Origin of the sequence: Methylobacterium sp. J-030, assembly GCF_022829545.1 — a bacterium.
Lineage (GTDB): Bacteria > Pseudomonadota > Alphaproteobacteria > Rhizobiales > Beijerinckiaceae > Methylobacterium.
In genome coordinates this window covers 1-13,331 of sequence record NZ_JAKSYM010000172.1, presented here as the reverse complement: position 1 = coordinate 13,331, position 13,331 = coordinate 1, and the positions used below count along the sequence as shown (strand labels likewise).

Sequence of the window (13,331 nt, the reverse complement as noted above, 5' to 3'; positions counted from 1 at the left end):
CGACCGTACCACCACACCGCGGGATCAAACATCTAGGAGCGTGGGTCGGAGCGACCAGCCGCCGTCGACCGAGATCGACGCGCCGGTCACGAACGCCCCAAGGTCCGAACACATCCATAGGACGGCTTCGGCGATCTCCTCAGGCTTGCCGAGACGCCCGACCGGCTCGCGATCCGCACCGCCGGCTCCAACACGTCGGGCGAGCCGGGCAGGTGCCGAGCATCGCCTGTCGGCAGCGGACGAGAACCGCTGGCCCCAGAGCGGCCTCTGCGTAACCTACCGTCGCGTTTCCGGCCGCATGTGGATCGCGTAGTACGCTAGCTCGATCGCGATCCACTGGCCGATAGACGCGCGAAGAAGGTCGGTTGGCGCGGCCTCACCGGCCTCGTCGAGGGCGAACACGCCCTGTTCGGCGCCGGCCGCGATCACGTTTGTGACCTGCGTCTTGGACAGCCCGTAGCGTTTGCCGATTGCCGATCGGCTCGGCGGGGAATGGCCCCGATCGCTCGCCAGCAAGACAGCCCATATCACCGAGAAGGCTCCGGCCTGCGCCGTGAACTCAGCCAGAGTGTGCGGCATCAACTCGGCGATCGGCCGACCCTCGACGTGGTCGCGGCCGCCGGACAGGAGGAAGCGACGTGGCAGATCGGCGTCCGTAGCGAAGGTTCGGGCCCATCCGCGATCCGGTTCGAGCGTCTCAAGCGCCGCGATCCCGTAGCCGAGCCACTCGCGCACGAACCCGTCCATGCGCTCCGTCGGGCGGTACAAGGTCGCTCGACGGTCTCGGCCATCCCGGACGGCCTGGACGAAGCCCGTCAGCCGCAGAAGCGCGAGCACCGTCCTAAGAAGACGAGGACCAGCTTCACCGCGACGACTGCAGATCTTGAGCAGGCGGCCGTAGGTCGCCCCACCTGCAGGCCCATAGGTCTCGCTGTCCGCATCGAGGTAGAGCAGGTAGCCGACGATCCGCCATCGTGTGTCGGTGGACACGAGCTTGTTCACGAGGAGAGGCGCCTCGCGAAACTTGGCTAGACCGACTGCGTATGCTCGAACAGCTTCGGGAAACGCGGGTGAACGAGAAAATTTCTCCGCGAGGTACAGAACGTCTTGCGTCGACGCCGTCATATCTTAGACCGAATAAGGGAGGCAAGCGGCGCTCGCCGTCGAACCTAATGACACGTCGTGCAGGCCAACACATCTTGCGCAATAAGCAATTCTCCGACTGTGTCATTAAAGCTACTCGGCAGTGCCGCGGAGATAGATAGCGGTTTTGACCGCGCCCAAAAGACGCGGACATGGCACTCAACTGATATCGGCCGTCCCGCCCGCAGCCTGATCAGTCGGCCAAGGAATCCAGCATGTGATGCGCATCCTCAATGAGCCGATTAATCGGCAAGATATGATGTGCAACGTTAGTGTTTGAACATAGCTAGTATCCAAACTTCCGTGAGAATGAAATGCGCCTCCGCACCGCGCTCTTCGCCGCCACGTTCGCTTTATGGGCGGCATCCTATTCGCCTGTATTGGCCTGCGGCGATAGCGAGGCCGGCCTATCCTGTGATGATAGCGGATCCGGTATCGAGATGGGGGCCAAATGGATGCTGAACCGCGCGAGCAAGGCTGTAGCTTCAGATCAAGCGAAAGCGTTTAACGCTTTTACCAAGGGCACGGACGGCTTCCGGACCGCTGACACTTACGTGTTCTGTGTCGGACCAAATGGAATTATGAACGCCCACCCTAATCCGATCTTGCAGGGACACGAAGTCCGTGACCTACAAGACAAAACTGGCAACTACTTCATCAAGACGATGATTGAGACCGCCAAGCCAGGGCAGATTTCTTCAATCCGCTATCTGTTTCCGAAGCCAGGCAGCACGATCGAGGAACCCAAGACGACGTACTACACCAAGGCCGGCGATCAGATGTGCGCGGTGGGCGTGTACGATGCTGACATGGCTGCACCGCAAGCAGCGACTCCCGATGCGCGAGTAGCGAGCCTGCGGGCAAAACTCGACGGCGAGATCCCAGCCTCGGCCAAGGCTGATTGGACTGCCTTCTTGGAAGCGCTCAATGCGCAAAGCGATGCCAAGGCTTCCGCGGTCGCCGAGGCCCGGCGTGACCTTGCCGCCGCGGCAACTGCCCTCGCTCCGGCCGTGCCGAAGTCAGCGGCCGCCGAGTAGCCTGAGTCGAAGAGGGCATCACCGTGCCGCTGAGCGCCTTTGTGCCGTTGACGGAGGCCGCTGCCTTCACCGTCGGCTGCGCGGTATTGCGAACGCGCTGGCTGGACCCAGACTGCATCAGTGTTGTGCTTGTAGGCGCTGCTGCGCTGCTCGTTGCCGGGTTGTTGCTCGCGCTGACGCCCGAAACCGTCTGCGTCGATGCAAATGCTCTTGATCCGGCTGCCATCTGGCCGCTGGCGGTTGGAGCCGATCCCTTGTGTAGATAGCTGCGTCGGCTTGGCGATCGTCAGTGCGCTGAGCTCACGCGGTCTCTGTTCTCCGAGATCTGAATTCATAGATATTCCAGTGGTAATGTCGTAGTTTATACAGTATGTTTATAAAACAGTACGCAATATTTAGAGCAATAGTGTGTTAAATATCTCCATCTCGGAAGACGTAATCTTGCGGAAACCACAGCCGGAGTCGCTCCACTGAGCGGCTCAGTGCCAGGATGATGGGGGAAAGCCGTGGGTGAACGCGCAGTAACGGGGCCCCGTTTGAAGCGGCTTCTCGTGGCCTCGACAGCGCTGATGGGGCTCGCCGCCGTGTGGTCACCGTATGGCCCGTCGCTTGTTAGCCTTGCTTCGGCGGCCGTTGGTGCTGGCGGCAGCGGCAGTGGTGCCGGTGGCAACAGCGGTGGTGGTGGGACCGGCGGCGCGGCGGTGTCCGGGACCAACGGTACCCCGGGCAACCTCGGTAACCCCGACGCCATCGCACCTGAAAACGCTAGCAAGGGCGGCGTCACCGGCGGTGGCGGGGGCAGTGGCGGCGCAGCGGGCGGCGGCATTGGTGGGGCCGGTGGCGGCACCATCAATCAAGCTGGTAACGGTGGAGGTGGAACCGCCGCCTCCCCTAACGGCCAGGACGGTGCTGGTACGCTGTCCGTTAACGCTTCTGGTGACACGAATGCCGCGGGCGGCGGTGCAGGGGGCGGTTATGGGGGCACCCACGGCAACGGCGCAGGTGCGCTGAACCTGAACAATGTTGCTCCGCTTCAGGGCGGCGACGGCGGCGACGGCGGCCGGGGCGGCCTGGCTATCAACAACGTCACAAATCAGAGCGCCTACGGTGGCGGCGGCGGCGGCGGTGGCGCCGGCGGGTACGGCGCGATCATCACCACGGGCGGATCCAATACCAGCCCCGGCGCGATCACCGGCGGCAATGGTGGTAATGGCGGCCAGGGCGGGCAGGCATCCGCGAACGGCATAGGCACCGCAGTCGCAGGCAACGGCGGGGCTGGTGGTGACGGCGGCATCGGTCTGTTCATAACCGGCATGGGCGGGACCGTTACCAATTCCGGGATCATCCAGGGCGGCAACGGTGGGACTGGCGGCGACGGCGGAGCCGCTACCACGGGCGCGGGCGGCACGGCCACAGGCGGTGCAGGCGGTGCTGGAGGGGGAGGTGGCATCGGCATCTCCGGCGCGGGCCTGACGATCAACAATTCCGGCACGATCCAGGGCGGCAATGGTGGGAGGCGCGGCGATGGCGGAGCCGCAACCGCAGGCGTCGGCGGCATGGCGACGAACGGCACAGACGGTACAGGAGGGGCAGGCGGCGTCGGCATCTCGGGCGCGGGTTTGACGATCATCAACACCGGCACGATCCAGGGCGGCTTCGCCAACGGCGGCAACCTCGATCAGCCCCAAGCCTACGCGATCCAGTTCACCGGTGGCACGAACTACGTCGGCGGCGGTGGCACGATCACCGGCGGCATCGCTATCACCAACGGTTCGTCGTTCATGCCGGCTCTGCCGACATCGGTCGTCGGCGCCGCAGCGCTGGCCGTCACGGGCCCCGTGACCTTCGCAGCCGGCACCAGCTACGTCGTGCGCGTCACACCCACCGCCAACGACCGCACCAACGTCGCCGGCACCGCCACCCTGGGCAACGCCGCCGTCTCGGTCCTAGCGGCTGCCGGCACCTACGCGCCGACCAACACCTACACGATCCTCTCAGCCACCGCCCTGTCGGGCACCTTCGGCACGGTGACGTCGAACATGGCGTTCCTGACGCCGTCACTCTCCTATCCCAACAACACCGTCGTGCTCACGCTGACACAAACGGCACCGGTGCAGAGCGTGGCGACTACCCCTAACCAAACCGGCACCGGTATGGCCGTCCAGGCCGCCATACCGACGACGACCACCGCAACCACCACGCAGCCAGCCACGACGACGGCAGCCACTGCGCAGCCAGCAGCCAGCACACAGCCAGCAGCGACGACGCAGCCAGCAGCCACCACCGCAGCCACGATGACCCCAGCAGCCCAGGTGGCCACTGCTGTCCTTACGCAGACAGCGCCCGGGGCAGTCCAGGCGCTGAACAGTCTCTCGGGCGAGATCCATGCGTCGGCGATCACCGGGGCGGTCCAGACCACGTTCCTGGTGCAGGAGGCGATTCTGGACCACCTGCGCTTCGGCGAGAACAACGGCTTCGCGGGTGGCTTCGGTCTCGGCGGCCCGCGGTTCACTGGAACGATCGGCCAACGTTTCGCCCCCGGCACCACCCTACCGGCGGCCTACTCGGCCGACCTGCCCGGCGGACCTATCATCGGCCTCGTACCGCTGCGTCCGGCGACCCCGAACTATGCCGTCTGGGGCCAGGGCTTCGGCGCGTTCGGGGACACCGGCGGCAACGCCAATGCCGCACGGCTCACGCGCCAGACCGGCGGCTTCGTGCTCGGGATCGAGACCGGGTTCGGCGCATTCTCGAACGCGCTGATCTCCGATCTGCGGGTCGGCGTGGCAGCCGGCTACACCTTCACCAGCCTCGACGTGACCGCGCGTCAGTCCACCGGACAGGTCGAGAGCGGGTTCGGCGCCATCTACGCCCGCGGGTCGCTAGGTCCGCTGCAGATGCGGCTCGGCGCGGCCTTTGCCGGCAACGCGCTCGACACCCGCCGCACAGTGCTGTTCCCCGGCTTCTCGCAGGCCGACACCGGCAAGGCCGGGGGCGACACCGTCAACGGCTTCGGCGAGGTCGGCTACCGGGTCGGGTTCGCGCAGGGCTACGTCGAGCCGTTAGCGGGTGGGGCGGCGATCCACATCCGCCGCGACGGGTTCAACGAGGCTGGCGGAGCCTCGGCGCTCACGGTGTTTGGGCGCTCCTACGACGTGCAGACGGCCACCGTCGGTCTCCAGGGACAGGCCGCGCTCTCGGACCTGTTCGGATCGCGCATGCCGATCATCGCGCGCGGTCTGATCGGCTACCGGCATGCGTTCGGGGACGTGATCCCGCAGGCGCTGCTGGCCTTCGGCGGCGGCGGTCAGGCCTTCCTCACCGCCGGTGTACCGATTGCGCAGGATGCGCTGGTGGCGTCTGCCGGCCTTGACGTGCAGGTCGCCTACAACGTGACGCTCGGCTTGAACTACACGGGGCAAGTCGGCGAGCGGGCACAGGACCACGCGGTCAAGGGCAGCTTCTCCTACCGCTGGTGAGACGAGGTGAGACGACGGACCGGGCGGCTGCGGTCGCCTGGGGCCACAGCATCCGCAAACACCTCGGCCGTCGAGCGATCTGGCGCCGTCAAGCTTGCGGGCGTATCAGCCTCGCATGGCAAAGCGCGTGAAGCAGTATCCTCAGGAGCGGGGCACCGTCCTGTTCGACATCGTCTTCGAGGACGGCAGCCGGGCCTCGAACCGGCGCGTACCGATGGAGATCTTGGGCGGTCTCGACGGCGATCAGCCGGCCCGTGAACTCATCGAGCAGCAGGAGGCGGAGATCGCCGAGAAAGCTGGTAGGCCGCCGCGAGCGATCCGAAGCATGATGCGAGCTGCCAAGCCAGAGCCGAAGCCTGAGCGCGTCTGAACGGGCTGCCTCAGCGAGCGCTAAGGTCCGCTTCCAGCGCCTTCACGCGCGCCTCGGTCTGGCGTATCGGCAAATGCCGTAGACGGTGCCCTCGGCCGTACCGCCGAGCGCAGATGTGCCCTGCAGGTCGCAATCCTTGTCCCTGAAGTCGATTCAGGCCCGCTCGGCGTCCACGAGGTGCTTCAGGATTTCGGCATCGTCCTTGGCCTCATCCGGCTCAGGATGTTTCAGAGCTTCGGTCCATGCCCGATAGGCGCTATTCAGCCGGTCGTCCGCGAAGGCCTGGGCGACGGAAGTACAGGCCATGATGGGCGCGTTGCTGCTGTCTCGTTCGATGCAGGCCTTGAGCTTGGCATCGGCCGCGGCAAATTCCGACGGATCTTGAGCCAGCGTTGGTCCACAGATCAGGGCCGCACAAAAGCCGATCAGCAAGGATTTCATCGTCGCCCCGCCCGAATTGATTATCCCTCTCGCACAATCCGGATCACCGGCTCCAGCACGTCGGGCGAGCCGGGCAGGTGTACGCCGTCGCCCTCGCGGCGCATGATGATCGCGTAGCCCTGTCGCGGCGACAGCACGTCTGCGGGCACGTCCAGCGCGAACCCGCATCGGCCGGTCCCGAAGCCTTCGATTGCAAGTCCTCTCGCAACAGCTCGGCCACGCAGCGCCCGAGCACGTGCCGCTTGACGATAATCAGCACGATCACGGGTACGTCCAGCGCGGCTGGATCCCATGCCCAGCCACTGATTTGCCGGTGGGTCAGGACGTCGATGCTGCCGTGCAGCGCCACCGATCACTCACGGCGCGAGCAAGGCGGTCCACGCACCTGCGGCATCCACCTCCATCGCGCAGACCCGCAGGCCGTCGGCCGAGCGGCGCACCTCGACGGTGTGAGCCATGCCGGGGACCAAGGGCTCGTCGAGATCGAGGTCGAAGCCGTGGCAGCCGTCGCCTATGCCCGCCGCCGCGATGTCGGCGCGGTACTGCTCGGCCAGTGTCATCGCCACGGTGACGCCGTCCACCACGATGTCCAGGCACACCGGGGCGTCCGGGTGGGCTTCGTCCTGTGCCCAGCCGGCAATGTGAGTGCCATCACAGCGGTCCATCCAGGCTCGCACGGCACCGAAGCGCATCGGTTCGGCCGACAGGCCGGCGCGCCGGATCAGGCGCTCTCGCAAGGCGCCCAGTCGCGGGTCGCCCGGCTCGATGCGCAAGGCGTAGGGCTCGGGGGTGATCGCGGCGTCGTTCGCCTCGCCCACGCCATCGAGGCCCGCGCGTACGCCGGGGGCGGCCAGGAAGCTCTCCGCCGCGACGCCCTCGGCAAGCGGTAGGTCGTGGATCTCGAGTTCGACGTGCCAGTAAGTTAGGTCGGCCATCGCCGCGCCGCGGGTGATCGAGGTGCCGTTGACGAGGTGCCCGGCGGCCACGAGCAGGCCGTCGAGCCACAGGCAATGGTCGGGGGAGACGAGCAGGTCGCGGGCGGGGATGATGTCGCCGAGCGCACCGGCTCGGATGAGCACCGGGCGGTCATGCTTGGGCGCGGACAGACCGGGATAGCCGCGTGTGCCGATCCGGCGGATGGGGCGGGGCCGGTCCGAGGCGGTGATGGCGACGTCGCCCACGCGCAGCCGCTCCACCGGCACGTCCGTGATGGTCCGCCCGCGCAGCACGCGGATGCGAGTGCCGGTGACATAGCAGGGGGCGGGGGCGGTGGGGAGGATGGAGCCGCTGTTCGACACACGGAACACCGCCCCGGTGCCGGTCGTGCCGCCGCCTCCTGTCGTACCGTAGAGGTTGCCCTGGGCGTCAGCGGTCAGGCCGGCTAAGGGGTTGGCGCCAGGCATCCGTTGCCGGAGGGTTTAGACCCAACTGATCCAGCCAAAAGCAGACCTCGCGTGGATCCGCTCGGGGTGGAAAACGGACCCCGATGTTTCGCCCGGAAGCGGACACGGAGTGCGGTGCTCCAAAACGGCAACCGTTGTGGAAGGGCGCAGCTGGAATTCCACCGTGCCGTTGACATGACGTTGGGGGTACGGACTGCGGATACACGGCTCACGCAACCCAGCCTGTGTCAGCCACGCGACCGTGACTATATAAATATGAGTTCTGTCCGGCAGTGGACAGACCGGCCCCCGACCATCCGCTATGGACGGCTCGGACAGCACAGATGCCGCCTCCTGAACCCACGTCGACCGCCCAGGTGCCGCCCGCCGGCAACCTGCTGCTCGATGCCCTCGATGACGCCGACCGCGGTCTCGTCGCGCCTCACTGTGAGCGCGCCGAGGTACGGCGCGGCGACGTGCTGTTCCGCGTCGGCGACGACGTCGGGCATGTCACCTTTCCGCTCGGCCGCACCGTCATCTCGTTCGTCGTGCCCCTGCGCGACGGCAAATCGGTCGAGACCGCCACCGTCGGGCATGAGGGTGCTATCGGTGGCGTCGTCAGCCAGGGCTACTTGCCGGCCTTCAGCCAGGCCGTGATCCAGGTCGGCGGCACGGTCATGCGCATCGAGGCCGAGCGCCTGAATGCGGCCAAGGACGCCTCTCCCGCCGTGCGCGACCTGTTCGTGCGCTACGCCGACTGCCTCATCGCGCAGCTCCTCCAATCGGCAGCCTGCAACGCCGTCCACCCGATCGAGCAGCGCTGCCTGCGCTGGCTGCTGACCCTGCAAGACCGCATCGGCCCGGGCGACCTGCCGGTGACGCACGACCAGCTCGCCGAGATGATGGGGGTGCGCCGCGCCTACCTCAGCGAGGTGCTCGGCCGGATGCAGCGCGACGGGCTGGTCCGCACCGGTCGCGGTCGCCTCTCGCTCGTGGACCGCCCGCGGGCGGAGGCGACGGCCTGCGAATGCTACGCCAGCGTGCGCCACCATTTCAGCGACGTACTCGGCGCGATCTACGCCCGCTCCGGGACATTGGTCGCCTTGGATCCGAGCCGCTCGAATAACCTGAAGCCGCCGGCCGTCGGGGAGGCCGTGATGCGTAGACCTGGCGCGAAGCAGCCCGCGGGACGGGGCTCCGGTCGATGAGCGCTGCCCTCGCCATCCCGCCCCTGACGCGCGATCCGGATCGGCTGCGCGCCTTGGACGCCTACGGCATCCTCGACACGCCGCCGGAGCCCGGCTTCGATGACATCGTCGTCCTCGCCCGCAACGCTTGCGCGGTGCCGGTGGCGCTCGTCAGCCTCGTCACCGGCGACCGGCAGTGGTTCAAGGCGCGCGTCGGTTTCCCACCGTGCGAGACGGACCTCGACCGCTCGGTCTGCGCCTATGTCCTGGCCGAGTCGGATCTGCTCGTCATTCCGGACCTCACCACCGACTCGCGCACGGGGGCCAACCCGCTGGTCACCGGGGATCCGTACCTTCGTTTCTATGCCGGCGCTCCACTGCGCACGGCCGACGGTCTCGTGCTCGGCAGCCTATGCGTGATCGACCACGCGCCGCGTCCGGCTGGGCTGACCCCTGTCCAAGCAGAGTCTCTGCGGGCGTTGGCGCGGCAGGTGATGGCGCAGATGGACCTGCGCCGCACCGCGATTGAGCGTGAGGCCCACGTGCGGACGCTTGAGGCTGTGGCGGACGCGGCCGGTGATCTCGACGCCATCCTCGGCGCACTGGTGGCCGGCGCGATGCGGGCGATGCCCGCCGCGGAAGGCGGGACGCTGGAACTGATCGACGGGGCCGAACTCGAATACCGCGCCGTGTGTGGGTCGTTGGCTGAGCAGGGTGGCCTACGCATCCCGCTCGTTGGCAGTGCATCTGGGACCTGCGTCACGACCGGTACGGCGCTCCTCGTCAAGGATGCCTGGACCGACCCCCGCGTGCGACGGGACGTGGCACGGGTCATCGACCAGCGCTCATCGGTGCATGTACCGGTACGCCGGGCCGGCCGCGTCCTGGGCGTGCTCAAGCTGCAGTCGCGACGCGTTGCGGCCTTCAGCGAGCGCGACCTGCGCCTGGCGACGCTGTTCGCCGGTCTCGCCAACGCGGGCCTGACGGCCGCGGACGAGGCGATGGCCCAGCGCGCCGTGCAGGCCGGCGAGACGCGCCTGCGGACCATCACCGACCACGTCGGGCAAGCCGTGTTCCAGATGGACATGCGCGGGCAGGTCACCTTCACCAACCCAGCGGCGGAGGCGATGTTCGGCTGGACTGCGGCCGAGATGCTCGGGCGCAGCCTGCACGACCTCATCCACCACACCCGGCCGGACGGTCACCCTTATCCCGCCGAAGAATGCCCCTTTCGCCGGGCGCTTACGAGCGGGCGCCTCCTCACCAACGCGGAAGAGACCTTCTTCCACCGCGACGGCACGCGGGTCCTGGGCCTCGTGACGAACGCCCCGGTGGTCGTGGACGGGCGGGTGGTCAGCGCGGTCATGACGATCACAGACATCACCGCGCGCAAGACCACGGAGGAACACCTGGCGCGGAGCGAGGCACGCTGGCGTGGCCTGTTCGCGACGATGCAGGAAGGCTTCTTCATCGGCGAGCTGCTGCGCGACCCGGCGGGCGTGGCCGAGGATTTCCTGTTCTTGGAAGTCAATCCGGCCTTCCCGGTGCAGACCGGTCTGCCCGCCGACGCGGCCGGCTCAACGATGCGCGAGTTGGTGGCCGAGATCCCGCCCTGGTTGATCGAGACCTACGCGCGCGTGGTGGACAGCCGCGTCCCGGAGACGTTCGAGATTGCGGTGCCGGAACTCAGGCGGCACTTCGAGGCGCGAGCGTACCCGGAGCAGGGCGAGCGCTTCTCGGTGGTGTTCCTCGACGTCACCGGCCGCAAGCGCGAGGAGGCGCGACAGGCCGCTATCCTCGCATTGGGCGACCGGCTGCGCGAGCTGAACGACCGGGGACGGATCGCGTCCGCCGCGGCCGAGGTGGCCGCGAGCGCGCTCGGCCTCAGCGCGGCCGGCTACGGCACGGTCGACCCGGACATGGAGACGATTACGGTCGAACAGGACTGGCGCGCCGACGACGGGCCGATCTTGGTGGGGCTGCACCGCTTCCGCGACTACGGCTCGTACATCGAGGCTCTGACGGCCGGCGAGACCGTGGTCATCGAAGATGTCGAGCGCGACCCGCGCACCGCCGCGGGCTCGGCGGCGCTGCTGGCGATCGGGGTGCGCGCGCTGGTCAACATCCCGGTGATGGAGCACGGGCGCTTCGTCGGGCTGTTCTACATGATCGATCGGAGCCCGCGCGCGTGGTCCGCACCGGATCTCGGTTTCCTGAGGAACGTCGCAGAGCGCACACGCGGGTCGCTCGCCCGGGTTGAGGCACAGGAGCACCAGGCGCTCCTCAACGATGAGCTGTCGCACCGGCTGAAGAACACCCTGGCGATGGTGCAGGCGATCGCCTCACAGACCCTGCGGGCTGTGAGCGAGCAGGATGCGGTGGAGGAGTTCGGCAGGCGCGTGCAGGCGCTGGCCTCCGCCCACGACGTGCTGCTGCAGCAGAGCTGGGCGTCCGCGCAGGTGCGCGCCGTCGTCGAGGCCGCGCTATCCAACCTCGGGCAGGTCGGGCGGGCCGACCTCGACGGGCCGGACATGGCGCTCGGGCCGCGGGCGACGCTGTCGCTGTCACTGCTGCTGCACGAGTTGGCAACCAACGCGCTGAAGTACGGGGCGCTCTCGAACGAGGCCGGCCGGGTCGGCGTCGCTTGGCGCATCGACCGCGATGGGGGCGAGCCGAGCTTCGTGCTCGATTGGCGCGAGCGCGGCGGGCCGCCGGTGCGCGCGCCCGAACGGCGCGGGTTCGGCTCGCGCTTGATCCGCACCGGTCTGGTCGGTGCGGGCGGGGTCGAGCTGCGCTACCCGGAGGCGGGGGTGGAGGTCGAGATGCGCGCCGCGCTGACCCAGATGCAGATGGCGTGAGGCGCCGGGCTCCAGGTCAGTTCTCAAGTTCGACCAAGGCGAAGACCGTGCTGCGCAGGTCCCGCGGCGAGCAGGGCTTGGGCAGGAAGCGGGACCCCGGCGGAAGGTCACCCAATGTCGGGCGGGCGCGCCCGGAGGTGATGATAAGTCCGACGCCGGGCCACTCCCGCGTCACGCGCTGCGCGAGGTCGAACCCGTTCATCGGTCCCGAGATGAAGTCCACATCGGTGATCATCACGCGGATGTCGGACCGCGTGGCGAGGATCGCCAGGGCCGCGTCGGCATCGCGCGCTTCGAACACGGCGAGGCCGAACGCCTCCAGCTTGTCGCTGATGTCCATGCGCAGGAGCGCATCATCCTCGACGAGAAGAACCCCGATCTGATGTGAGGCGAGCGGTGGCCGCGCGTCGGCGTCTGTCACTGTCGGTTCTCTTACCGCTGGTTTGGTACAACGACGTCTCGAGGTCTAACATAGCCCAACGGCGGAGGTTTGCCCTACGCCATAAGCGCGTCTGAAGCGGACCTTTCGAACTTCGGAGAAGGGTCGAGAGCAGACCCACCGGCGATGTCCGCTTCCTTGGATCGCCGCCCCGACCTGACCGGTATCTGGGACCGAGCCGGTTGAGAAGGCTCCTGCAGGGCGGCGGCCATGGGTAGCCGGAAGGCCAGATCCGGGTCGCGGGCGGGCGATCGCCCAGCGACGAATGCGGTCGTAGGTCGATGGCCGGAGACCGATCACGATCCGCGCCGCGTTCAGCGCGGAGAAGATCCCCCGGCGTAGGCACGCGTCACGAAGCTTGCCGGTGCAGCTCTCGTAAGTCACCGCTCTCCCACGGGGATCCTGGCGTGATGTACCGGATCTGTGAACCGGCCCCGGTGACCCATTTGCGCAGCGCCTTCGGGATCGTCTCCGGAGCGGTGTCGCAACGGATGTGTTCCGGGATGCCGTGCAGGCCCATCGCCTCCGCCAGCGCCGCGATCACGCCGACGCTGTCGATGCGCCGCGCCACCTTCACCGCGCTGCCTGCAGCCGCTTGGTGACGCGGCGATAGCCGTAGCGTCCGGACTCGGGCGCCAAGGCGATGGTGGCCTGGGTCAGCTCATCCGCATCGGCCGGCACTGTGGGCACGGAGCGCTGCGTGCCCCGGTACTGGCCGACGCTCCGGCAGGCGTGACGGTCCGAGAGACCGTACTTCGCACGGACGCCGTCCACCGCCTGCCTGCGTCGCTCGGGGGCGAACCAAGTTTCCCGGGGCGACGTCCGCCAGCACCTGCTTCTCCAGGGACAGATCAGCCACAAGCCGCCGCAAGCCAGCGCTCTCACGCTCAAGATCGTTCGTCTTCCTGGCCTGATCGAGCTTCAGACCACCGCATTCCGTGCGCCAGCGGTAGTAACTCTGCCCGGAGATCTCCGCCTCCCTGCCTGCAAGGGCC

General features: G+C 67.7%; 11 protein-coding genes and 2 pseudogenes. 6 read left to right on the top strand and 7 right to left on the bottom strand.

Annotated elements, in window-relative coordinates:
- Nucleotides 1-24: 24 nt before the first annotated feature.
- Nucleotides 25-174: pseudogene (locus MKK75_RS11240) on the bottom strand (SDR family oxidoreductase); the annotation flags it as partial.
- Between the two features lie 102 nt (nucleotides 175-276).
- Nucleotides 277-1,002 carry a hypothetical protein gene (locus MKK75_RS11235; RefSeq protein WP_244042659.1) on the bottom strand — a complete coding sequence of 242 codons (726 nt, stop codon included), beginning with the start codon at nucleotides 1,000-1,002 and terminating at the stop codon, nucleotides 277-279.
- Between the two features lie 455 nt (nucleotides 1,003-1,457).
- Here MKK75_RS11235 and MKK75_RS11230 point away from each other — a divergent pair, with 455 nt between their 5' ends.
- From MKK75_RS11230 to MKK75_RS11215, 4 genes are all read left to right on the top strand, one after another.
- Complete coding sequence (locus MKK75_RS11230) at nucleotides 1,458-2,180, top strand: cache domain-containing protein (RefSeq protein WP_244042658.1); 723 nt, start codon at nucleotides 1,458-1,460, stop codon at nucleotides 2,178-2,180.
- Nucleotides 2,181-2,203: 23 nt separating this feature from the next.
- Nucleotides 2,204-2,446, top strand: coding sequence for a hypothetical protein (locus MKK75_RS11225; protein ID WP_244042657.1), 243 nt, complete (start codon nucleotides 2,204-2,206; stop codon nucleotides 2,444-2,446).
- 303 nt (nucleotides 2,447-2,749) lie between these two features.
- A complete protein-coding gene (locus tag MKK75_RS35690; protein ID WP_279593798.1) occupies nucleotides 2,750-5,659 on the top strand; it encodes an autotransporter domain-containing protein in 2,910 nt (969 codons plus the stop codon).
- Between the two features lie 115 nt (nucleotides 5,660-5,774).
- Nucleotides 5,775-6,029 carry a hypothetical protein gene (locus tag MKK75_RS11215; protein ID WP_244042656.1) on the top strand — a complete coding sequence of 85 codons (255 nt, stop codon included), beginning with the start codon at nucleotides 5,775-5,777 and terminating at the stop codon, nucleotides 6,027-6,029.
- Between the two features lie 153 nt (nucleotides 6,030-6,182).
- Here the strand turns inward: MKK75_RS11215 and MKK75_RS11210 are convergent, their stop codons facing one another.
- From MKK75_RS11210 to MKK75_RS11205, 3 genes are all read right to left on the bottom strand, one after another.
- Entirely contained in the window at nucleotides 6,183-6,470 is a 288-nt protein-coding gene (locus tag MKK75_RS11210; protein WP_244042655.1) for a lysozyme inhibitor LprI family protein, read from the bottom strand.
- A 20-nt stretch (nucleotides 6,471-6,490) separates the two neighbouring features.
- Complete coding sequence (locus MKK75_RS35685; RefSeq protein ID WP_279593797.1) at nucleotides 6,491-6,619, bottom strand: hypothetical protein; 129 nt, start codon at nucleotides 6,617-6,619, stop codon at nucleotides 6,491-6,493.
- Between the two features lie 207 nt (nucleotides 6,620-6,826).
- On the bottom strand, nucleotides 6,827-7,873 hold the full coding sequence (locus MKK75_RS11205) for a Hint domain-containing protein (protein ID WP_244042654.1): 1,047 nt from the start codon (nucleotides 7,871-7,873) through the stop codon (nucleotides 6,827-6,829).
- 323 nt (nucleotides 7,874-8,196) lie between these two features.
- Here MKK75_RS11205 and MKK75_RS11200 point away from each other — a divergent pair, with 323 nt between their 5' ends.
- Both MKK75_RS11200 and MKK75_RS11195 read left to right on the top strand, forming a co-directional pair.
- On the top strand, nucleotides 8,197-9,060 hold the full coding sequence (locus MKK75_RS11200) for a Crp/Fnr family transcriptional regulator (RefSeq protein WP_244042653.1): 864 nt from the start codon (nucleotides 8,197-8,199) through the stop codon (nucleotides 9,058-9,060).
- On the top strand, nucleotides 9,057-11,897 hold the full coding sequence (locus tag MKK75_RS11195; protein ID WP_244042652.1) for a GAF domain-containing protein: 2,841 nt from the start codon (nucleotides 9,057-9,059) through the stop codon (nucleotides 11,895-11,897). The genes MKK75_RS11200 and MKK75_RS11195 overlap by 4 nt, the downstream gene beginning before the upstream one ends.
- Before the next feature lie 16 nt (nucleotides 11,898-11,913).
- Here MKK75_RS11195 and MKK75_RS11190 read toward each other — a convergent pair whose 3' ends face one another.
- Nucleotides 11,914-12,318 (bottom strand): response regulator, encoded by a 405-nt coding sequence (locus MKK75_RS11190; protein WP_244042651.1) that lies wholly within the window; start codon nucleotides 12,316-12,318, stop codon nucleotides 11,914-11,916.
- Nucleotides 12,319-12,530: 212 nt separating this feature from the next.
- Nucleotides 12,531-13,331: pseudogene (locus MKK75_RS11185) on the bottom strand (integrase core domain-containing protein); the annotation flags it as partial.